Here is a 21,438-nt window from a genome sequence, read left to right on the forward strand (position 1 = left end):
TTTGGTCTTGCCGGGAAGGGGGCTTACAGCTTCTGTGCCTGCATGTAGCTGTCGAAACCGGCTTCGGCGAAGCGGAACCACTGGTGCTGATCGCGGCGGAATACTTCGTAGTCGGCGTAGATCTTCCGCCAGTTCGGGTTCTTTTCCGAGAGTTCGGCGTAGTGCTGCTGCGAGAACTTGAAGGCGGCGTCCATGACGTCCTTCGGCAGGCGGAACAGCTTGGTGCCACCGGCAACCAGTTCCTTCAGCGCCGTCGGGTTGCGGGCATCGTATTTGGCCTGCATGTCGACGTGGGCGAAGGCCGAAGCGCACTCGATGATCGCCTTGTACTCGGAAGACAGCGAGTTGTAGGCCTTGTCGCTGACGTACAGCGTCAGTTGCGGGCCGCCTTCCCACCAGGCCGGGTAGGCATAGTAGCCAGCAACCTTGTTGATGCCGAGTTTCTGGTCGTCGTAAGGACCGATCCATTCGGTGGCATCGATCGTGCCCTTTTCCAGCGACTGGTAGATTTCACCGGCCGGGATGTTCTGCGGCACACCGCCGATGCCGGCCAGGATGCGGCCACCGAAACCACCGATGCGCATCTTCAGGCCATTCATGTCGGCCAGCGACTTGATTTCCTTGCGGTACCAGCCGCCCATCTGGGCGCCGGTATTACCCATCGGGAAATTGACGATGTTGTACTGGGCGTACAGTTCGCGCAGCAGCTTGAGGCCGTTGCCCTGGAACATCCAGGCCGTGGTCTGGCGGGAGTTGAGACCGAACGGGATGGTGCAATCCATCGCGAAGCTCTCGTCCTTGCCGAAGAAGTAGTAAGGCGCGGTATGCGCGCATTCGACGGTGCCCTGCTGGACGGCATCGAGGACACCGAACGGGGGAACCAGCTCGCCACCCGGGTGGATGGAGATTTCGAACTTGCCGCCGGAGAGTTCCTTGACCTTGGCAGCGAAGGTTTCTGCTGCACCGTAGATGGTGTCGAGTGACTTCGGGAAGCTGGAGGCCAGGCGCCAGCGAATGGTCTCGCCGCCGGTGACGACGGCCGGAGCGGCCGGTGCAGCGGTTTGCGGGGCGGCTTCTTCCTTCTTGCCGCAGCCGCTCAGCAGCATACCGGCGCCAGCAGCAGCGCCCAGCGAAGCGGTGGTCAGAAACTTGCGTCTTTGCATGAATTGTCTCCTCGGTTTTGATGCCTTGCCCAGGCAAGGCGGATTGATGCAGCGTTTATCGAAGCAAATCGATAAACGCCATGGTCAGCCCATTTGCTTCATTCCCGAATTAGGATATTCCCTAATCGCCAGCCGGCCTTTCAGTTGCCGTGGTATCCGGTGACGCGGTCAACTTCGTTTCTGGAACCAAGAATGACCGGCACGCGCTGGTGCAGTCTGTCCGGAACGATGTCGAGGATGCGCTCGCGACCCGTGGTCGCGGCACCGCCGGCCTGCTCGACGAGGAAGGCCATCGGATTGGCTTCGTACATCAGGCGCAGCTTGCCGCCCTGTGCCTGCATCTTGCTGTCCATCGGATACATGAAGATGCCGCCGCGGGTCATGATGCGATGCACGTCGGCGACCATCGAAGCGACCCAGCGCATGTTGTAGTCCTTGCCCAGTGGCCCGGTCTTGCCGGCAACCATCTCGTCGACATAGCGCTTGACCGGCGTTTCCCAGAAGCGCTGGTTTGACATGTTGATGGCGAATTCCTTGGTGTCGGCGGGGATCTGCACGTGTTCCTGAGTCAGGATGAACTGGCCCTGTTCGCGGTCGAGCGTGAACACGGCAACGCCGTCGCCGACGGTCAGCACCAGCAGCGTCGTCGGGCCATAAACCGCATAACCGGCGGCAACCTGGGCGGTGCCGGGTTGCAGGAAGGCCTGTTCGGCGGCGGCTGCGGTCGACAGGTCGGCGCCTTCGGGGGACTTGAGTACCGAGAAGATGGTGCCGATCGAGACGTTGACGTCAATGTTCGACGAGCCGTCGAGCGGATCGAAGGTCAGCAGGTATTCGCCTTTGGGGAAACGGTTGGGGACCAGGTGCGGCAGATCCATTTCCTCGGAAGCCATGGCGGCGAGATGACCACCCCATTCGTTGGCTTCGAGCAGGATTTCATTGGACAGGACGTCAAGCTTCTTCTGCGCTTCGCCCTGGACGTTGTCGCTGCCGGCTTCGCCGAGCACGCCGCCGAGGCCGCCCTTGCCGATGGCAATCGAGATGGCCTGGCAGGCGCGCGAGACGACTTCGATCAGGAATTTGAGGTCGGCCGGAATGCGGCCCTTGTTGCGATGCTCTTCGGTCAGATAGCGAGCCAGCGTGCGCTGTGCCATGGGAACTCCGGACGGGAAAGATAAAGGCGGGATTTTACTCTGCCGGGTGGGCTGCGTGCAGGAAGGCAAAGGCGGCACCGCTGGTCAGCGGCTTGCTGAACAGGTAACCCTGGACTTCGTCGCAGCCGTTGGCGCGCAAGAGTTCGAGCTGGTCGGCGGTCTCCACGCCTTCAGCGATGACGTTGAGTCCGAGCGAGTGGGCGAGTGCGATGGTGCCGAAAGCGATGGCCCGGTCGTTGAGGTCGTGCTCGATGTCGCGGACGAAGGAGCGGTCGATCTTCAGGTGGTCGATCGGGAACAGCTTCAGATAGGCGAGTGAGGAATAGCCGGTGCCGAAATCGTCGATCGCCAGGCTGATGCCCATGCGGCCGATGCGCTCGAGGATGTGAATGGCTTCCTGGGGGTTTTCCATCACCGAGCTTTCGGTGATTTCCAGTTCGAGCAATTCAGCCGGCAGGCCGGATTCCGCCAGTGCGCCGGCGACCGTTTCGCAGAAGTCACGGCGACGAAGCTGGCGCGCCGAGACGTTGACCGCAACCCGCAGCGGCTTGAGGCCGTTGTCGATCCAGTGCTTCATTTCGCGGCAGGCGGTGAGCATGACCCAGTCGCCGATTTCGACGATCATCCCGGTTTCCTCGGCGACCGGGATGAAGCGGTCGGGGGAGATCATGCCGTCGGTCGGGTGGTGCCAGCGCAGCAGCGCTTCGACGCCGGTCGGCCGGGAACTGTCGGCGCGGAACTGGGGCTGGTAGACCAGGGCCAGTTCGTTGCGGCTGATCGCGTGGCGCAGCTTGCGTTCGATGTCCAGGCGCTCGGTGGCGATCTGGTTCATGTCGGCGGCGAAGAACTGATAGTTGTTGCGGCCGGCCGATTTGGCGTGGTACATCGCCGTGTCGGCGTTTTTCAGGATGCTGTCGCCGTCCGGTCCGTCGTCGGGGAACAGGCTGATGCCGATCGACGGGCTGGTGTGCAGTTCGTGGCCTTCGGCCTCGATCGGCGTGCTCAGTGCATTGACGATCTTGCTGGCGACCAGCGCGGTATCGGCCGGGTTGGCGATGCCGGGCAGGATGACGACGAATTCGTCGCCGCCGAGACGGGCGACGAAATCGGTTTCGCGGACCACGCTTGACAGCCGGCAAGCGACTTCGCGCAGCAACTCGTCGCCGACCTGGTGGCCGAGCGTGTCGTTGATGATCTTGAAGCGGTCGAGGTCGATGAACATGATCCCGACCTTCCATTCGTGCCGACGGGCTTCCGGCAGCAACTGGCCGAGACGCATCAGCAGCGCCAGCCGATTGGGCAGGCCGGTCAGCGAGTCATGCTGCGCGATGTGCTGCATCCGCGCTTCGGCTTCCTTGCGCTCGGTGATGTCGGCGAAGATCCAGATGTAATGTCTGGCCAGGCCGCCGCTGCTTTCCTCGACGCGATTGGTACGCAGGCTGGCCGGGAAACTTTCGCCGTCGCGGCGTCGCATCGGGACTTCGCCGCGCCAGGCACCGTGCAGTCCGAGCGTGCCCAGCAACTGCTCCTTTCGCCAGGAGTCGTCCGCCAGCATCAGTTCGAAAACCGGGGAGCCAATCAGTTCGTTGGCGCTGCGCCCGGTCATGCTGGCCGCCGCCGGGTTGATCGACAGCACCAGGTAGTTTTCGTCGGTGACGACAATACCGGCCGGCGTGTGGTTGAACACGACCTGGGCCAGTTGGTCGCGTTCGGCGCTGGCGCGCCGTTCGGTGACATCGGTGTAGATGGTGACGAAACTGCCATCGTCCAGCGGCACGCCGCGGACGTCGACGGTCTGTCCATTCGGACGCGTCCGTTCGAAATGGTGGGCGACGGGATGGCGGGCCCGCGCCAGCAGGGCGCGAACGATCGATTCGGATTCGCCCGGGCCGTATTCCCCGCGTTCGGCATTGAAGCGGAAAATGCGCTCCATGCTCACCGGGGTTTGTTCAAACAGCCTGTCCGGCAGGCCGAGCAGTTGCTGGAATTCGCGATTGTGCAGCAGCAGGTTCAGATTCTTGTCGAACAGCGTGACGGCACAGGGAATGGCTTCGATGACGGTTTCCAGCAGGGCATGCTGGTGACGCAACTGTTCCTCGGCAGATTTGCGCTCGGTGATGTCGGTGTAGGTCGTGACGAAGCCGGTCAGCTTGCCGTTGATCAGCAGCGGTTCGCCATGGACCAGATGCGTGCGCCCACTGGGCCGGGTACGCTCGAAGCGGTGCGGCTGGAAATCCTGTGCCAGTGTCGTGATCCGGCGGACATGGTCCTCCGGGTCGCCCGGGCCGTATTCGCCCCGCTGTGCCGGGATGCGGATCAGGTCGGAAAAACTGACGCCATCCACGACGATCTCGGGCGGCAGTTCAAGCATCTCGATGAAACCTTCGTTCCACACGCGCAGACGAAGCTGTTCGTCGAAGACGCTGATGCCCTGCGGCAGGCTCGACACCACCGCCTGCAGGTAGGCGAGACGAAGCCGGGAATCGTCAATGGCGGAGAGGTTGTCGTCGATGTTCAAGATGTGGCCGGGCTTGTCACAATTATTACGCGATGATAACCGAAGGCGTGTTCATGGCAGTAGCCGATCTGGCTGGGATCAGGTATTTCGCCATTTGATCGAGCAGCCGATCGAAGCGTGCTGTTCTTGCGGTCCACGATCCGTTTCGGCGATTTTCCGCATGGCAGCGAACAGTTCGCGTGGTGCGTCGGCCGGGCCGGGGGTTTTGCCTGAAGCGTCGAGTCGACCGCGATATTGCAGTTCGAGCCGGCTGTTGTAGCCGAAGAAGTCAGGCGTGCACACGGCGCCGTAGGCGCGGGCGACCGACTGCTCGACGTCGAGCAGGTAGGGGAAGGGGAAGGCCAGCTCTGTCGCCCAGCGCTGCATGTTGGCGAAACCATCGCCCGGGTAGGCCTCGGTGTCATTGCTCATGATCGCGACACTGCCGATGCCGTGGTTCTGCAGTTCGCGGCAGTCGCGGATCAGGCGGTCGATGATCGCCTTGACGTAAGGACAGTGGTTGCAGATGAACATCACCAGCAGGCCGTTCGGGCCGCGACAGCCGGCCAGGCTGTATTGCTTGCCGTCGGTGCCGGGCAGGGAGAAATCGATGGCCGGCAGGCCGAAATCGCATAACGGCGGATTGAGTGCGACCATGATGCTCCCTTCGGCGACGTGTTTCGCCGCATAATAGCACCGATGAATCTGCCCCGTTTCTATTGCCGGGAGGCCCTTTCGCCGGGCGCCCATGTCGAATTGCCCGAACCCGTGGCCCGCCACGCCGTGCGTGTCCTGCGCCTGCCGCCGGGGGCGCCGATGGTGTTGTTTGACGGCCGGGGCGGCGAGTATCCTGCGCATATCGAGCGCATCGAGAAGAACCGCGTTTTTGCCGAGCTGGCTGACTGGCGCGATGTCGAGCGTGAGTCACCGCTGGCGGTGACGCTGGTGCAGGCCCTGCAGGCCGGCGACAAGATGGATTTCACCATCCAGAAGGCGGTCGAGCTCGGCGTACGTGACATCGTCCCGGTGGAAAGCCGGCGCAGCGTGCTGAAGCTGGCCGGCGAGCGTGCCGGCAAGCGGGTGGCGCACTGGCAGGGTGTGGCCGCGTCAGCTTGCGAGCAATGCGGGCGCAATCAGGTACCGCTGGTGGCGCCGCTGGAACGTCTCGATCACTGGCTGGCGAAGCCGGCGGCAGGCATCCTGCGGCTGATGCTGGCGCCGGATGCCGAAAATACGCTGAGCGACATCGCACCGGCGACGAATGTACAACTGTTGATCGGGGCCGAAGGGGGGCTTGATCCGCAGGAAGTGCTGGCAGCGCGACAGTCGGGTTTCCAGGCGGTTCGCCTGGGGCCGCGCGTGCTGCGTACGGAAACGGCAGGCCTGGCGGCGCTGTCCGTGCTGCAGGCCTTGTGGGGTGATTTCAGGGGGGAGTGAAACATGTTCGAATCAGCAGAGCTGGGCCACGAAGTCGACAAGGAGACGTTCAAGAAGGAAGTGCCGTTGCTGCGCGCGGCCTTGCTCGACGTCCAGTACGACGTGTTGCAGAAGAAGGAGTTTCCGGTCGTCATCCTGATTTCCGGGGTCGACGGCAGCGGCAAGGGTGAAACCATCAACCTGCTGTATTCGTGGATGGACCCGCGACACATCTCGACGCTGGCCTTCTCGACGCCGAGCGACGAGGAAGCGGCGCGGCCGTACATGTGGCGCTACTGGCGTGCCTTGCCGGCCAAGGGCAAGGTCGGCATCTTCGCCGGCTCGTGGTATTCGCAGCCGATCGCCGACCGGATCACCGGCGTCATGCGGCGCGCCGAACTGGACGAGCAACTCGATGACATCAACCGTTTCGAGGCGATGCTGGTCAATGAAGGCGCGCTGGTCCTGAAGTTCTGGTTCCACCTGTCGAAGGATGGGCAGAAGAAGCGCCTGAAAGCGCTGGAGAAGGACCCGCGTACGGCCTGGCGGGTGACCAAGGAAAGCTACGACCGGCTGAAGACCTACGACAAGCTGCAGGATGTCGCCGGTCATGTGCTGCGCGTGACCAATACCGCCAAGGCGCCGTGGATCATCGTCGAAGGCACCGACGATGCCTACCGTTCGCTGACCGTCGGCCGCATCGTTCTCGATGCGATGAAGCGCCGCCTGCAGCAGCCGCTGCAACAGGTGCCGGTGGCGCCGCCGATCATTCATCCGATCGACCGCAAGAACGTGCTCAGCGAACTCGACCTGACGCAGAAACTGGGCAAGAAGGATTACGAAAGCCAGTTGGCGAAATATCAGTCGCGGTTGTCGGAACTGGTGCGTGATCCGCGCTTCGTCGGCAAGCGGTCGCTGGTGCTGGTCTTTGAAGGTTCTGACGCGGCCGGCAAGGGCGGCAGCATCCGCCGGCTCGGCGCGGCGATGGATGCGCGCCAGTACCAGATCATCCCGATCGCCGCCCCGACCGAGGAGGAGCGTGTCCAGCCCTACTTGTGGCGTTTCTGGCGCCACCTGCCGCGGACCGGCCGGGTGGCGATCTTCGATCGCTCGTGGTACGGCCGCGTGCTCGTCGAGCGGGTCGAGGGTTTTTGCTCCGAACCCGACTGGCTGCGTGCCTACGCCGAGATCAACGATTTCGAGCATCAACTGGCGCAGGCCGGCACCGTGGTCGTCAAGTTCTGGCTGCAGATCTCCGCCGAAGAACAGTTGCGCCGTTTCAAGGAGCGTCAGGACACCGAGTTCAAGCGCTTCAAGATCACCGATGAAGACTGGCGCAATCGCGAGAAATGGGATGAATACGTTTCTGCGGTCTGTGACATGGTCGACCGCACGTCAACGGGACAGGCCCCCTGGACGTTGGTTGAGGCCAATGACAAGAACTTTGCCCGCGTGAAGGTCCTGAAGACCCTCTGCGAACGCCTGGAAGACGCCCTCAAAGACGAAGGAAAAAAATCCTGACATGAGCGACACCCCCTACGACGACCACTTCGTCTCCTGGTTCCGGGCCGTCACGCCCTACATCAACGCCTTTCGCGGCAAGACTTTCGTCATTGCCTTCGGTGGCAAGGCGATTGCCAGCGAGTTCATCAAGACCCTGGCCTACGACGTGAACCTGCTGGTCAGCCTGGGCATCCGCCTGGTGCTGGTGCATGGCGCGCGACCGCAGATCGAGGAAGAGCTGCGCGAGAAGAACATCGAGTCGAAGTATCACCGCGGCTACCGTGTCACCGACGCCGATACGCTCGATTGCGTGCTTGATGCGGTCGGCAGCGTCTACCTGGAAATCGAGGCGATGCTGTCGCAGGGCTTGCCGAACACGCCGATGGCCAACAGCCGGATCCGCGTGATCGGTGGCAACTTCATCACCGGCCAGCCGATCGGCGTGCTCGACGGCATCGACATGCATTACGCCGGCAAGGTGCGCAAGGTGGATAGCGAGGGCATCAACGCCCAGCTTGGCCTGGGCAACATCGTGCTGCTCAACTGCGAAGGGCCGTCGCCGACCGGTGAAATCTTCAACCTGCAGATGGAAGAAGTGGCCGAAGCCATCGCCAGCTCGCTGAAGGCCGACAAGCTGGTGTACCTGACCGACAGCCGCGGCGTCACCGACAAGGCTGGCGAACTGCTCGATGCGATGACTGCCGACGAGGCCTCGCAACTGCTGCGCGATGCCGACTGGCTGACCACCGACATCATCCGTTACCTGCCCTGCGCCGTGCGCGCCAGCCGGGCCGGTGTCGGCCGGGTGCATGTCATCGGCTTCGCCCAGGACGGGGCGCTGCTGCGCGAGTTGTTCACCCACGACGGTGTCGGCACCGTGGTCACCCGCGAGTCGCTGGAGAATATCCGCGAAGCCAAGCCGGACGACATCGCGGCACTGATTGCGCTGATCGAGCCGATGGAACAGGAAGGCATCCTGGTGCACCGGCCGCGCGAATTGCTGGAGCGGGAAATCGAGCAGTTCTCGATCATGCTGCACGACGGCATAATCGTCGGCTGTGCGGCGCTCTACCAGCACTCTGCCGAGGAAGCCGAACTGGCCTGCCTGGCGGTCAATCCCGATCATCGCGAGTGGGGTTACGGCGAGCAACTGATGGAGCGCATCTTCCGCCGCGCCAAGAAGGCCGGCATCAAGCGCCTGTTCGTGCTGACCACGCGCACCGAGCACTGGTTCGTCGAGCGTGGCTTCAAGCTTGGTACGGTCGACGACCTGCCGGCGGCAAAAAAGGAAATGTACAACTACCAGCGGCGTTCGAAGGTACTGTTCAAGACCTTATAATTCGCCGCATCAATTCCCAAGGAGAATGGCATGGCAAGAATGGTCAATTGCATCAAGCTCGGTCGCGAGGCCGAAGGTCTGGATATGCCGCCCTACCCGGGCGAACTGGGCAAGCGCATCTTCGAGAGCGTCTCGAAGGAAGCCTGGCAGCAGTGGATCAAGGTGCAGACGATGCTGATCAACGAAAATCGTCTGAACCTCGTCGATGCGCGTCACCGCAAGTATCTGAGCGAACAGGTCGAGAAGCATTTCTTTGGCGACGGTGCCGACCAGATTCAGGGCTACGTCCCGCCGAAACCCTGATTCGGGCGTCGGATAAAAAGAACCCCGCTGCGGCGGGGTTTGTCGTTTTCAGGGACTCGCCTGGAGGCCGAGGGCGTAGAGCACGATCCCGGCACAGGGGAGAAAGACGCCGCCCAGCCACAACCAGGCGAGACGCAGGGCGTTGTCGAGGCTGGCGCTGTCGCCATCGCCATCTTCTGCGCAGGATTGTGACGGACAGGCGGCAAGCGCCAGCCGGTAATTCGCGTTACCGGCGCGATCGTGGCTGATGGTAGGTGTCATTCGCGGCTCCTTCGGGGTTTTTCTGAAGTCGTGGAAATGATATACCAGATGGATTTCCGTTGGATGACGTTTGTATTTATTCTGGTGCGGAGCCTGCCTTATGCCGCTCGTCCGACAAGATAGAGCAGTGCCAGACCGCCCGGCAGCGCAACCGAGGCGGTAAGCAGGCCGGCGCGCTTCAGCCGGGAGATCTGTTCGTCGAGGAACTGTTCCATGCCGTCGAACAGTTCAGGAAAGGTCACTATGTCGTTCTGCTTGTGCATGGCTTGCTCCTGTTTCAGCCGGTAACCGGCCGGCCATCGCGGCGGGTGATGACAACGGTGGCCGAGCGTGGCCGACCGCCAACGGCTTCGGAAAACTGGTTGGCCGGCCAGGCCGAGTAGGCCGTTGGCTTGCCGGGGTCGGCGCGCTCGCTGGGCGATTCGCCGGGGTGCTGGATATTGACGAAGAGCGTGCGCCCATCCGGTGTGCTGGTGATGCCGGTGACTTCGCAATTGACCGGGCCGGTCAGGAAGCGGCGGGTTTCTCCGCTGCTCGGGTCGGCAACCAGCATCTGGTTGTTGCCCATGGCGGCGTATTCGCCCTTGTTGAGGGTGCTGGCGGAGACATCGGTCTGTATCCACAGGTGGCCGTTGCTGTCAAACCACAGGCCGTCCGGGCTGCCGTAGCTGTCGCCGCGCACGCTGCCTCGCTGCTGCGGGTTCGCGCTGGCAGGATCGCCGGCGAGGGCAAAGATGTCCCAGGTAAAGGCTTCAGCTGCGGCATCCCGCCCATCTTCCTGCCAGCGCACGATATGGCCGAAACTGTTTTCCGGGCGCGGGTTGGCAGCATCGGTGCCGGATTTGCCGGCGGTCCCGCGCTGCGTGTTGTTGGTCAAGGTGACGTAGACATCGCCATTGGCCGGATGGACGGCAATCCACTCCGGTCGGTCCATCTTCGTTGCGCCGGCAATGTCGGCCGCCTGGCGGCAGCGGATCACCACGTCGCCCTGATCGGCAAAGCCGGATTCTGCGGTCAACGCGCCGCCAGCGTATTTTTTCCCGTGGCGCAGTGGCAGCCAGCGTCCCTTGCCGTCGTCGTCGAAGCGGGCGACGTAGAGTGTGCCTTCGTCGAGCAGGCTGCCGTTGTCTGTTTGACCGGGGCGGAAGCGGTCGCGTGAGACGAATTTGTAGACGTACTCGAAGCGTTCGTCATCGCCCATGTAAACAACGACACGTCCGTCGCGGGCGAGGGTGCAGGTCGCTCCCTCGTGCTTGAAGCGACCGAGTGCGGTACGCTTGACCGGTGCCTGCCCTGGGTTCCAGGGGTCGATTTCGACGACCCAACCGAAGCGGTTGGCTTCGTTGGGGTGTTTTTCCAGGTCGAAGCGCTCGTCGAATTCATGCCAGCGGTAGCCACTGGTCTTGGCGTTGATGCCATAGCGCTTGTGTTCGGCGCTGGCCTGGGCCGGAGCCTTGAAATAGCCGTTGAAATTTTCTTCGCAGGTCAGGTAGGTGCCCCATGGCGTGACGCCCATGGCGCAATTGTTCAGCGTGCCGAGGACAAGGTTGCCGCGATTGTCCATGTGGGTGCGCATGGCCGGGTGACCGAGGGCCGGTCCGGCGATGCGGCAGGGCGTGTCGGCGGTGACGCGTCTCGCCCAGGAGGATGGCCGGACGACTTGCCAGCCGCCCGCTTCGCGGCGCACTTCGATGACCGATACGCCATGCGCGGCCTGGGATTTTGCTACCTTGTCAGCGCTCCAGTCGTGCATGCCGCCAGCGTGCAGCAGACCATCATCGGTGTATTCATGGTTGATGCACAGCAGGCCGTGGGTGGACGACGGCTTGCCGTATTCCATGAAGGGGAAGAAATGCATTCCGTCGTGGTGCATGCCGGCCTGCTGGCGCTGGCTTGCCGCATCGTCGCCGGCATCGGCGCGGGCGCGCGGACCATCGGAAACCGGGTCGCCCCAGGCGTACAGCAACTGGCTGGCGTAATCGTGGCCGACCCGGACGAGGTCTTCGGTCGAAGTCGACAGCGAGGAAAAATGCTGGAGTGAGCCGCTTGCCCGGCCAACGCTGGCGGCCAGCGCCGGGAGTGGCAGGCTGGCCCCGGCCAGCAGACCTGCAGCCAGCAGGCGGCGGCGGAAGGGATCGTCCGGCTGCCCGGCTGGCGCCGGGGAGACGACTTCTTCGTCTTCAAAACAGTGGTTTTTCATGGGCAGGGCTCGTCGGGTAAGGTTAGAGAATGCCGCCGCTGCGCTGCAGCAGGCTCCAGTCAGCCTGGCGGCGGCTGGCTTCCTGGTTTTGCCGGCTTTGCTGCTGGCCGAAGGCATCACGTTCCTGGCGGCTGCTGTTTGCCGCTTCGATGCTCTTTACGCAGCGCCAGCGGTAGCCGGCCCGTGTCGGATAGAGACGCATCTGCTCACGCGGGTGGTGTACCCGGCAGCAGTAGCAGAACTGCAGTTCATCGTTCATGGTGTCTGGCAGTACGTTGGAGACGGAGACAGCATGCCGGCGCTTGATTACATCGACATGACAGTTTCCGGCACCTGCGTGTTCCAGCTTTCACCGAACTGAAATATGCGCCGCCTACACTGGCCTCCCCGAACAAGTCCGCGTTGTATTTCCATGCTCTCCCTGATCGATGATGAAATTTCCGAGTTGCGCAATATCCTGGCGGAAGGTCTGCTGGTGCCGGTATTTCAGCCGATTGTCGATTTCCGGGCGCGCTCGATCTTTGGCTACGAGGCACTGATTCGTGGTCCGGAAGGCGGTTCGCTGCATTCTCCGGACCAGTTGTTTGCCGCCGCCAAGCGCGCCGGGCTGGCGCTGGAACTGGAGCACGCCTGCCGTGAGGCCAGCTTGCGGGGGTTTGCCGCGCAATCGCTGGTGGGGCGGCTGTTCCTGAATGTCACTCCCGGCTGCCTGCTTGACCCGCAACTGATGAACGGACATACCCAGGCGCTGTTGCGTGAGCTTGGCCTGCCGGCCAACCGCATCGTGCTGGAGCTGACCGAAAACCAGCAGATCACCGATCTGCCCGGTATCCAGGAGGCACTGCTGCATTACCGCGGACGTGGTTTCCAGATTGCCATCGACGATCTCGGCGAAGGCTTTGCCAACCTGCGCATGTGGTCCGACTTGCGTCCGGAGTTCGTCAAGATCGACAAGCACTTCGTCCATGGCATCGCTGATGACCGGATCAAATACCATTTCGTGCGGGCGATGCAGGATCTGGCGGAAATCTGCAATGCCTCGCTGGTGGCCGAGGGCATCGAGCGGGCCGAGGATTTCAACTGCATCCGCGACATGGGCATCGCTTGCGGTCAGGGTTATTTCATTGCCCGGCCGGCGCCGAAGCCGCCGCGCCACTTGCCGCCGGCGGTGTCCAGCGCACTCGACCAGCGGCGCATTTCGTTGACACCGCTGGCCAGCGGTTCCGGCAAGCTGCCGACGGCGCGCACGCTGCTCCGGGCGATCGAACCACTGAGCATTTCGGCGACGAACGACGTGGCGATTGCCCGTTTTGAAGCCGATCCGGAGTTGTACGTGCTGCCGGTGGTCAATGCCGGCCAGCCGGTCGGCATGCTCAACCGGCACAGCCTGATCGACCGTTTTGCCCGGCCGTTCCGGCGTGAGCTGTATGGAAGCAAGAGTTGCGATCTGTTCATGGACCATGCGCCGCTGATCGTCGATGAGCAGGCCAGCATCCAGGAACTGGCGCTGATGCTGGCGCTGGCACCCAAACATTATCTCTACGACGGCTTCATCGTCACCGGCGACGGCAAGTATCTCGGCGTCGGCAGCAGCCAGGACCTGATGGCGACGATTACCGAGATGCAGATCAGCGCGGCGCGTTACGCCAATCCGCTGACCCAGTTGCCGGGCAACGTGCCGATCAACGAGCATATCGACCGCATGCTGGGGGCCGATGTGGATTTTGTCGCGGCCTACATCGATATCGACAATTTCAAGCCATTCAACGACAACTTCGGTTACCGCCGTGGCGATGACGTGATCCAGACGCTGGGGCAGCTGGTCTGCGAAGCCGTCGATCAGCGCAACGACTTTGTCGGCCATATCGGTGGCGACGATTTTTTTGTCGTCTTCCAGAGTGTCGACTGGGAAATCCGTTGCTGGCAGCTGATCCGCAGCTTTGCCGAGCGCATGGACGCGATGATCGGGCCGGAAGAACGTGCCCAGGGCGGTTACATGGCGGAAAACCGGCGCGGTGAACTGGGTTTCCAGTCGCTGCCGACCTTGTCCATCGGTGCCGTACGGGTCCAGTCCGGGCAATTCGAATCGCATCGCGAAGTGGCCGCCGCTGCCTCGGTGGCCAAAAAACAGGCCAAGAAACGGGCCAAGGATCCGGGCGGCGTGATCGGTGGCAGCGTTTTCATCGAGCGCCGCCGGCTGGGCGCCGATCTCGTTGTACCGGCATCCCGGCAACTGAACTGATGAAAAAAAACCCGGCCGTAGCCGGGTGAAAATGGAGAGAGACGGTTTCTAACTGTTGTTCTGTCTTGCCTGACGCGTCGTCGCGCGCTTGGTCGGGGGCGTGCTCTCGCTGATTGATTCGGAAATCTGGTGCACTTCGTTCTCGGCCAGTTCGACGCTCTGGATCGCTGCCGTGCTCATGCCCTGCAGTGTTTTTTCGGCGCTTTCCAGCGTTGTGCGCATTGCGTGAAGAGCAATCCCGGCTTCCCATGGGCTGTTTCTCTCGGCGCGCCGGATGCTGGCGAAAGCGATTTCGTCGAAGACGCGAACCTGCGCTTCGGCGTTGCGGATCATTGCCTTGTGGGTATCGCCGATGATGGCGTAGATACTGTCCAGCAACTGGCTGTTGCGGGCCAGCGAGTCCAGCCACAGGGCGGCGGGAAACTGCGTCAGCGATTCGAGCTGGCCGTGACCGAGCGCACTCCAGTGCTTGCTGGTGTGCTGCACGCTGTCGCGGCTGGCGTTGCCGAGCAGTTCGCTCAGGCGCTGGCCGGCATGCAGGCAACTGGAGGACCAGCCGAGCAGGTTGTTCAGCGCGTGGTCGCGACTGTTGGCGATTTCCTGGGCGGACAAGTACATGGGGCGCTCCCGGCGATTGAGTGTCGCCAGCGTAGCGCCCCGATGTGACAGGAAAATGAATCAGCCGATGCGGCGGACCCCGGTTTCGGTACCGAGCAAGAGCACGTTGGCCGGGCGCAGTGCGAACAGGCCGTTGGTGACGACGCCGACGATCTGGTTGATCTGCGCCTCCAGGCCCTTCGGGTCGGTGATGGCGAGTCCCCTGACGTCGAGGATCAGGTTGCCGTTGTCGGTGACGAAGCCCTCACGCAGCACCGGCGTGCCGCCCAGCTTGGCCAGTTCGCGGGCGACATGGGCGCGGGCCATCGGGATCACCTCGACCGGCAGCGGGAACTTGCCCATGGTGTCGACCAGCTTCGAACCGTCGGCGATGCAGACGAAGGTGGTCGCCACCGCGGCGACGATCTTCTCGCGCGTCAGCGCACCGCCGCCGCCCTTGATCATGTTCAGGCCGGCATCGACTTCGTCGGCACCATCGACGTAGATCGGGATGCAATCGACGTCGTTGAGGTCGAGCACGGCGATGCCATGGCTTTCCAGACGCTTGCGCGTCGCTTCCGAGCTGGCGACGGCGCCCTGGTAACGATCCTTGAGCGCGGCCAGCGCGTCGATGAAGAAGTTTGCGGTCGACCCCGTGCCGACACCAATAATCGCGCCGGCCGGCGCGTGTTCGGCAACGTAATCGGCTGCCGCCTGGGCGACGGCCTGCTTCAGTTCATCCTGGGTCATGGCAATTCTCCGTGGTGGTGTTGGCGCGCATTTTACCTGTCAAAAAAGTTTAATCTTGTGACAGTGCAAAATCGCTAAACTACACATACCGTTTTTATCAGGGAGAGTAGCCATGACCAATACCAAGCAGGCGCCGAAAACCGCTGCACCGAAGCCGCCGGCCAAACTGAAGCCGCGTGTGGCACCGCAGGCCGAAACCGCCGTCGCCGCGCAAGCTCCGGCAGCAGAAACCGCCGCTGTCGCAGCCCCCGTCGCTGCGCCGGCAACTGCCGCAGCGACGGCCAAGGCCCGTCCGGCGCGTACGGCACGCAAGCCGTCGACCGTGGACCAGACCGTCGCCAAGCACCAGAAGGCACTGGCCGAAGCCCTGGAAAAGGCCGAAGCCATCAGTTACGACCCGCCCCAGGCACCGAAGGCCAAGCCGGCCAAGGCAGTCAAGGCCGAGAAGCCGGTCAAGGCGAAGAAGACGAAACTGGTGCGCGACAGCTATGCGATGCCGGAAGCCGAGTACGCCCAGATCGCTGTGCTCAAGAAGCGCCTGGGCACGCTCGGCAACGAGGTCAAGAAGAGCGAGTTGCTGCGTGCCGGCGTGGCCGTGCTGGCGGCGCTCAACGATGCGGAACTGCAGGCCGTGATGGGCCGTGTCGAACGGATCAAGACCGGACGTCCGGCGAAGAAGTAAGCAGGGACGGCTGGCGGCAATGCCGCCAGCCGGCTCTTATTGCGCCGCCTCGAAACGCAGATAGGCGCGGTTGATGTTGCCGCGATGCAGTTCGTCGAAATTTTTCAGGTGGCGAAAGTCCGGTGCATCCTTCAGCGCACCGACGGCGGCATCGACGCCGGCCATGTCCTCGGCAAACTTGCGCGTGCCAGAGACGAGGAAGCGCAGGTAGTCGCCGGTTTCGCGCTGCGCCTGCGCCACGTCGCAGACCCTGCCGTGCCCCGGCACGATGCGTGCGGGCTGCAGCGCAATTGCCTGATCAAAGGCGGCCAGCCAGGTTTCGGCGTTGCTCTCGGGCAGGATGCCAAGCATGCGGTCGACGTAGATGTGGTCGCCGGTGAACAGGATTTTTTCCTGCGGCAGCCAGACTACGACATCGCCAGCGAAATGGGCGTCGGCAAAATAGCGGATTTCAAGCGTGCGGCCAGCCAGCGTCAGATGGGCGCTGTCGCCAGGCTGAGGCCGCTCGGCGACGGTCGGGCGAGTGTCCTGCAACTGCTCGCGCAGTACGCCGGACAGCGCTTCGATCTGGGCCCGGCCGAGTTTTTGCTGGCTGACGGTGGTGCGTTGCAGGGCGATGATTTCGGCACCTTGCGCTGCGAAATAGCCGTTACCCAGCCAGCGGTGATCCTGGACACCGGTATTGATCACCCATTTCACCGGCTTGCCGGTCAGCTTCCTGGCTTCGGTCTCCAGCAGTCTGGCGGCTGCTGCCGAGGCGCCGGAATCGATCAGGATGGTGCCGTCCGGCGTATCGATGACGCCAAAGTTGGCATTCAGTCCGTAGTTCTCGTACAGCCGGCCGCCGGTCGGGCCGATCAGCGCGAAGATGCCGTCAGCCAGTTTTTCGACCTTCAGGATCGGCTCCGCCCAGACCGCCTGGGCGCACAGCAGCAAGGCGCCAAACAGCGCCAGCACGTTTTTTTTCATTGTCTCTCTCCGTTGTGGTTCATTGGTTTATAACCAGGTGCTGATTTTCGCACGATCCGGGACGCCGCCGGCGTGCACGACCTTGCCGTCGACAACCACGCCTGGCGTGGACATCACGCCGTACTTCATGATCTCGGGCAAATCCTCGATTTTCGTGAGGTTGACCGCAACATTGCGTTCGGCGGCGACTTCCTCGATCAGCTTGACGGTATTGCGGCAGTTGGCACAGCCGGTGCCGAGAACCTTGATGTCTTTCATGATGTGCTCCCTAAATGACGATGTTGAACAGATAGCCGACGACGATGATGCCGCTGGCGACGATGCCGACGTAGATGGCGATCAGCTTCACCTTGAGCGCTTTGCGCAGGATGATCATTTCCGGCAATGACAGTGCGACCACGCTCATCATGAACGCGAGCAGCGTGCCCATGGCTGCGCCCTTGCCGTACAGTGCCTCGACGATCGGGATGACGCCGGCGGTGTTGGTGTACATCGGTACGCCGATGCCGACTGCGGCCGGCACCGCCCACCAGGCGTCCTTGCCCATCAGCGTCGCCATCAATTCCTGCGGCACGTAACCGTGGATGCCGGCGCCGATGGCGATGCCAACCATCACGTAAGGCCAGACGCGGCCGACGATTTCCTTGACGCTGGCCCACGCCGAAGCGAAGCGTTCCGGCCAGGTCGGCGTGGCCATCTCGATGCTCAGCGCACCGTTCTTCTGGATGGCGACAACCCAGTCCTCAAGCAGGTGTTCCAGATTCATCCGGGTCAGGATCATGCCGGCGACCACCGCCAGCGCGATGCCGAAAGTGAAATACAGCGCCGCCACCTTCCAGCCGAACATTGCGAACAGCATGACGACGGCGATCTGGTCGATCATCGGCGCCGCGATCAGGAAGGTCAGCGTGATGCCGAGCGGCACGCCGGCGGACAGGAAGCCGATGAACAGAGGCACCGCCGAGCACGAGCAGAACGGGGTGACGGCGCCGAGCAGCGCCGCCAGCAAATAATTGACCGAGGCGGCGCGACCGGCCAGCAAGGCCCGCGTGCGTTCCGGCGTGAAGAAGGTATGGACGATGCCCATGACGAAGACGACGCCGGTCAGCAGCAACAGCACTTTGGGCGTGTCATAGAAGAAGAAATGCAGGGCTTCGCCCAGGTGCGTCGTCCGGTCGAGGCCGAACAGGCTGATGAGCCAGTTGGCGAATTCGATCAGGTGGCTGTAGGCAGCGATCCAGAGTGTTGTGCAGAAGGCGATCAGGGCCAGCCAGGATGATGTGTGGCTTGGCGGCGAGAGGCGGAGGGCGTGCATGGTTTTTCCCGAAATGCAGTGGTTGACCGTGGAGACGGATGAACCGGGAAAAAGACGCAGGCGGCGTGAAACATTTCGGTCATGCACCTGAAATCAAGGGCGCCGGGGCGGCTGATTACACTGCTGGCGAGTCATCAACCTGTATCCGGGAGGCCGTAATGTCCGACGTCAAGAACGCACTTTTCCTCTGCACCGGCAATTCAGCCCGTTCGATCATGGCCGAGGCCATCATGAACGATATCAGCATCAACAAGGGACGCTTCCGCGGCTTCAGCGCCGGTAGCATGCCGAATGGCACGGTCAACCCGCTGGCCATCGAACAATTGCAGAATCTGCACCTGTCGACCGCAGGATTGCGCAGCAAATCCTGGGAAGAGTTTGCCGTACCGGGCGCGCCGCAGATGGATTTCGTCTTCACCGTCTGCGACAACGCCGCCGGCGAAGTCTGCCCGGTGTGGCCGGGGCAGCCGCTGACCGCGCACTGGGGAATTCCCGATCCGGCAGCGGTCGAGGGCAGCGATTTCGAGAAGCATCGGGCCTTTGTCGAAGCCTTCCGCCAGTTGCGCAACCGCATCGAACTGCTGGTCAACCTGCCGCTCGACAAACTCGATCACATCGCGCTGCAGAAGCATCTGGATGATATCGGGCGTGTGCCGGAGACGGCGGCCAGCCAGGTGTGACTCCGGTTATCGTGGGGGCGAAGCGACGCGGCGATCCAGAACACGGCCTGGATTGCCCCGCTGCGCTCGCACTGACAGCATTGTCACGGCGGCGGGCGCGGGATGAAGCCGGCGACCTGGCCGTCGGCGTCGAAACACACCTGGCAGCCTTCGACCAGTCGTGCTTTCAGGCGCAGGCGTGCCCGCTGCAGACGGGATTTGGCGCCGGATAGCGAAATGCCGAGTTGCTCGGCGAGTGCCTGTTGCGGCTGGCCGGCAATGTCGCACAATTCGATCGCCAGCCGGTCGGCGGCCGCGAGTTCGCCGAGCACGCGCGGCAGGCACTGGGTCAACTGGTCGACCGGCGCTGGCGACTCGTTTTCGGCGGCGGCGAGGTCGTCGCTCAGCTGGCTTTGCGGGTGGCTGGCGCGCAGGCGGTCGGTCAGCGCGTTGCGGGCGACCTGAAACAGCCAGGCACGCGGGTTGTCCAGCGTGCAGAAGGCGTTGCCCTGGCGCAGCGCGCGCAGGAAGACTTCCTGCAGCAGGTCGTCGGCTTCTGCTTCGCTGTCGAGCCGGTGGCGCAGCCAGCCGCGCATTTCGCCACGGGTTTCGCGCCAGGCGTGAGTCAGGCAGGGGCGGTCGTCAGGCATCGAGCTGGCGCAGGCCGTCGACGCCGACCGGCGCCACCGCCAGCCACGGCACCAGGGCGCAACGCGGCGCCAGCGTGTCGGCGACGCGGCGGATGAACGGGATTTCGTAGGCGCCGCGCAGCGACAGCAGCGGATCGTGGCTGCCGCTGGCGAGCAGGCTTTGTTCGATGACCCAGGCCCACGGCTTGATGCCGGCGCGGGCGAGGTCGCCCTGCAGGCGCTCGGCCTCGTGCACCGGCGTTGCCTCCGGCAGCGTGACGATCAGCACGTGGGTGAACGCCGGGTCGCGCAGGCGCGGCAGCAGTTGCGTCACGGCCTCCGGCATTTCGCCACGGGTGCGCAGCACTTCGCGGTGATAGGCCTCGGCGGCGTCGAGTAGCAGGATGGTGTGACCGGTTGGCGCGGTGTCGAGGACAACGAAGCCCTCGCCGCCGCGATCGACCTCGCGGGCAAACGCCCGGAAGACGGCGATTTCCTCGGTGCAGGGCGAGCGCAGGTCTTCCTCGAGCAGCGCCAGTGCGCTGGGGTCGAGCGTGCCGCGCGCCTTGCCCACGACTTCCTCGGTGTAAGCGGCCACTTCGGCGGCCGGGTCGATACGGCTGACGGAAATGCCGGCAATTTCGCCGTCCACCGCAGCAGCGATGTGCGCCGCCGGATCGGTGGTCGATAGATGCACCTTGTGCCCGCGTTTGGCCAGCGCGACCGCGACGGCGGCAGCAACGGTGGTCTTGCCGACGCCGCCCTTGCCCATGGTCATCACCACACCGTGGCCGGCTGCCGCCAGTTCGTCGATCAAGGGGCCAAGGCCGGCAGGTAACGGGGTTGAGGCATCGGACGGCCGGGTCGGCGGGCTGAGCGTTTCCGGATGGACCAGCGCGCGCAGCGCATCGAGGCCAACCGTGCCGCGTGGCAGGAAGGGTACGACCTGGCGCGGCAGTGCGCCGAGTCCCGCCGGCATGGCCAGCAGCGCATCGGCGCTGCGCTTGCTCATGGCCAGCGCGACGGCGTCGTCGGAGGCGGCGGTGAACAGGCCATTGATCGCCAGGCGGATATTGGCGATGCCAAGTTCGGCCAGTTCGTGGCGGGTGCGCTCGGCTTCGCGCAGGGCCGCCGGGTCGGCGCGGGCGACCAGCATGACACGGGTTTCGGCCGGGTCAGAGAGGCGGGCGACGGTGGCGGCGTACAGGGTTTTCTGTTTCTCCAGCCCGGCCAGCGGGCCGAGGCAGGAGGCGCCGCCCTGGTTGGTGTCGATGTAGCCGCTCCACGCCGACGGCAGCGTCAGCAGGCGCAGCGTGTGGCCGGTCGGTGCGGTGTCGAAGATGACGTGGTCGAATGCTGCGGTCGACGCCGGTTCTCCGAGCAATTTGGCGAACTCGTCGAAGGCCGCAATCTCGACCGTACACGCGCCGGAGAACTGTTCTTCCATGCTCTGGATCGCCGCCGCTGGCAGGATGTTGCGGTAGGGCGCGACCATCCGCTCGCGGTAGGCGGCGGCCGCCGCTTCCGGATCGATGTTCAGTGCAGCCAGGCCGGGAGCGCCCTTGATTGCGGTCGCCGTGCCGGAAAGCGGCGTTTCCAGCACTTCATCAAGGTTGGAGGCCGGATCGGTACTGACGATCAGCACCCGTTTGCCCTGTTCGGCCAGCGCCAGCCCGGTCGCGCAGGACAGCGAGGTCTTGCCGACGCCGCCCTTGCCGGTGAAGAAGAGGTAGCGCGGTGTGTCGTTCAGCTCGATCAT

General features: G+C 63.5%; 22 protein-coding genes. 7 read left to right on the forward strand and 15 right to left on the reverse strand.

Going from position 1 to position 21,438, the window contains the following annotated elements:
• Window positions 1-23: 23 nt before the first annotated feature.
• From BJN45_RS08790 to BJN45_RS08805, 4 genes are all read right to left on the reverse strand, one after another.
• Entirely contained in the window at window positions 24-1,163 is a 1,140-nt protein-coding gene (locus tag BJN45_RS08790) for a TRAP transporter substrate-binding protein (RefSeq protein ID WP_083651152.1), read from the reverse strand.
• Window positions 1,164-1,303: 140 nt separating this feature from the next.
• Window positions 1,304-2,317, reverse strand: coding sequence for a class 1 fructose-bisphosphatase (locus BJN45_RS08795; RefSeq protein ID WP_076094307.1), 1,014 nt, complete (start codon window positions 2,315-2,317; stop codon window positions 1,304-1,306).
• A 34-nt stretch (window positions 2,318-2,351) separates the two neighbouring features.
• Window positions 2,352-4,835, reverse strand: a complete 2,484-nt coding sequence (locus BJN45_RS08800) for an EAL domain-containing protein (protein ID WP_240494536.1) — start codon at window positions 4,833-4,835, stop codon at window positions 2,352-2,354.
• A 78-nt stretch (window positions 4,836-4,913) separates the two neighbouring features.
• Window positions 4,914-5,471 carry a thioredoxin family protein gene (locus tag BJN45_RS08805; RefSeq protein WP_076094313.1) on the reverse strand — a complete coding sequence of 186 codons (558 nt, stop codon included), beginning with the start codon at window positions 5,469-5,471 and terminating at the stop codon, window positions 4,914-4,916.
• A gap of 42 nt (window positions 5,472-5,513) precedes the next feature.
• Between BJN45_RS08805 and BJN45_RS08810 the strand changes: the two genes are divergently transcribed.
• Genes BJN45_RS08810 through BJN45_RS08825 form a run of 4 tightly spaced genes read left to right on the forward strand, consistent with a single transcriptional unit; the run spans window position 5,514 to window position 9,375 of the window.
• On the forward strand, window positions 5,514-6,251 hold the full coding sequence (locus BJN45_RS08810) for a 16S rRNA (uracil(1498)-N(3))-methyltransferase (RefSeq protein WP_076094316.1): 738 nt from the start codon (window positions 5,514-5,516) through the stop codon (window positions 6,249-6,251).
• Between the two features lie 3 nt (window positions 6,252-6,254).
• Window positions 6,255-7,751 carry a polyphosphate:AMP phosphotransferase gene (pap, locus tag BJN45_RS08815; RefSeq protein ID WP_076094319.1) on the forward strand — a complete coding sequence of 499 codons (1,497 nt, stop codon included), beginning with the start codon at window positions 6,255-6,257 and terminating at the stop codon, window positions 7,749-7,751.
• A gap of 1 nt (window position 7,752) precedes the next feature.
• Entirely contained in the window at window positions 7,753-9,072 is a 1,320-nt protein-coding gene (gene argA, locus BJN45_RS08820; RefSeq protein ID WP_076094320.1) for an amino-acid N-acetyltransferase, read from the forward strand.
• Between the two features lie 30 nt (window positions 9,073-9,102).
• The gene (locus tag BJN45_RS08825) at window positions 9,103-9,375 is read left to right on the forward strand and encodes an oxidative damage protection protein (RefSeq protein ID WP_076094322.1); all 273 of its coding nucleotides are present in this window, start codon (window positions 9,103-9,105) and stop codon (window positions 9,373-9,375) included.
• 48 nt (window positions 9,376-9,423) lie between these two features.
• Here the strand turns inward: BJN45_RS08825 and BJN45_RS08830 are convergent, their stop codons facing one another.
• From BJN45_RS08830 to BJN45_RS08840, 4 genes are all read right to left on the reverse strand, one after another.
• Window positions 9,424-9,636: a hypothetical protein gene (locus tag BJN45_RS08830; RefSeq protein ID WP_076094327.1), complete on the reverse strand. Its 213-nt coding sequence runs from the start codon at window positions 9,634-9,636 to the stop codon at window positions 9,424-9,426.
• A gap of 98 nt (window positions 9,637-9,734) precedes the next feature.
• Window positions 9,735-9,899, reverse strand: a complete 165-nt coding sequence (locus BJN45_RS17790; RefSeq protein WP_170873063.1) for a hypothetical protein — start codon at window positions 9,897-9,899, stop codon at window positions 9,735-9,737.
• Window positions 9,900-9,913: 14 nt separating this feature from the next.
• Window positions 9,914-11,836 carry a PhoX family protein gene (locus tag BJN45_RS08835; RefSeq protein ID WP_076094329.1) on the reverse strand — a complete coding sequence of 641 codons (1,923 nt, stop codon included), beginning with the start codon at window positions 11,834-11,836 and terminating at the stop codon, window positions 9,914-9,916.
• 22 nt (window positions 11,837-11,858) lie between these two features.
• The gene (locus BJN45_RS08840; protein ID WP_076094331.1) at window positions 11,859-12,095 is read right to left on the reverse strand and encodes a hypothetical protein; all 237 of its coding nucleotides are present in this window, start codon (window positions 12,093-12,095) and stop codon (window positions 11,859-11,861) included.
• Window positions 12,096-12,248: 153 nt separating this feature from the next.
• Here BJN45_RS08840 and BJN45_RS08845 point away from each other — a divergent pair, with 153 nt between their 5' ends.
• On the forward strand, window positions 12,249-14,078 hold the full coding sequence (locus BJN45_RS08845) for a GGDEF domain-containing protein (RefSeq protein ID WP_076094333.1): 1,830 nt from the start codon (window positions 12,249-12,251) through the stop codon (window positions 14,076-14,078).
• A gap of 48 nt (window positions 14,079-14,126) precedes the next feature.
• On the opposite strand, the gene BJN45_RS08850 is transcribed toward BJN45_RS08845, so the two are convergent.
• Both BJN45_RS08850 and rpiA read right to left on the reverse strand, forming a co-directional pair.
• Window positions 14,127-14,696 (reverse strand): hypothetical protein, encoded by a 570-nt coding sequence (locus tag BJN45_RS08850; RefSeq protein ID WP_076094335.1) that lies wholly within the window; start codon window positions 14,694-14,696, stop codon window positions 14,127-14,129.
• 60 nt (window positions 14,697-14,756) lie between these two features.
• On the reverse strand, window positions 14,757-15,425 hold the full coding sequence (rpiA, locus tag BJN45_RS08855; RefSeq protein ID WP_076094337.1) for a ribose-5-phosphate isomerase RpiA: 669 nt from the start codon (window positions 15,423-15,425) through the stop codon (window positions 14,757-14,759).
• A gap of 112 nt (window positions 15,426-15,537) precedes the next feature.
• Between rpiA and BJN45_RS08860 the strand changes: the two genes are divergently transcribed.
• Complete coding sequence (locus BJN45_RS08860) at window positions 15,538-16,107, forward strand: hypothetical protein (protein ID WP_205750564.1); 570 nt, start codon at window positions 15,538-15,540, stop codon at window positions 16,105-16,107.
• Between the two features lie 36 nt (window positions 16,108-16,143).
• On the opposite strand, the gene BJN45_RS08865 is transcribed toward BJN45_RS08860, so the two are convergent.
• The 3 genes from BJN45_RS08865 to BJN45_RS08875 are packed head-to-tail and all read right to left on the reverse strand — an operon-like array spanning window position 16,144 to window position 18,391.
• Complete coding sequence (locus BJN45_RS08865; RefSeq protein WP_076094338.1) at window positions 16,144-17,076, reverse strand: MBL fold metallo-hydrolase; 933 nt, start codon at window positions 17,074-17,076, stop codon at window positions 16,144-16,146.
• Window positions 17,077-17,103: 27 nt separating this feature from the next.
• A complete protein-coding gene (locus BJN45_RS08870; RefSeq protein ID WP_076094341.1) occupies window positions 17,104-17,334 on the reverse strand; it encodes a thioredoxin family protein in 231 nt (76 codons plus the stop codon).
• A 10-nt stretch (window positions 17,335-17,344) separates the two neighbouring features.
• A complete protein-coding gene (locus tag BJN45_RS08875) occupies window positions 17,345-18,391 on the reverse strand; it encodes a permease (protein WP_076094344.1) in 1,047 nt (348 codons plus the stop codon).
• A 158-nt stretch (window positions 18,392-18,549) separates the two neighbouring features.
• Here BJN45_RS08875 and BJN45_RS08880 point away from each other — a divergent pair, with 158 nt between their 5' ends.
• Window positions 18,550-19,071: an arsenate reductase ArsC gene (locus BJN45_RS08880; RefSeq protein ID WP_076095215.1), complete on the forward strand. Its 522-nt coding sequence runs from the start codon at window positions 18,550-18,552 to the stop codon at window positions 19,069-19,071.
• 83 nt (window positions 19,072-19,154) lie between these two features.
• Here the strand turns inward: BJN45_RS08880 and BJN45_RS08885 are convergent, their stop codons facing one another.
• Complete coding sequence (locus tag BJN45_RS08885; RefSeq protein ID WP_076094348.1) at window positions 19,155-19,700, reverse strand: sigma-70 family RNA polymerase sigma factor; 546 nt, start codon at window positions 19,698-19,700, stop codon at window positions 19,155-19,157.
• Window positions 19,693-21,438, reverse strand: coding sequence for an arsenical pump-driving ATPase (arsA, locus tag BJN45_RS08890; protein WP_139326328.1), 1,746 nt, complete (start codon window positions 21,436-21,438; stop codon window positions 19,693-19,695). The genes BJN45_RS08885 and arsA overlap by 8 nt, the downstream gene beginning before the upstream one ends.

This window comes from Azonexus hydrophilus (assembly GCF_001956855.1).
Lineage (GTDB): Bacteria > Pseudomonadota > Gammaproteobacteria > Burkholderiales > Rhodocyclaceae > Azonexus > Azonexus hydrophilus_A.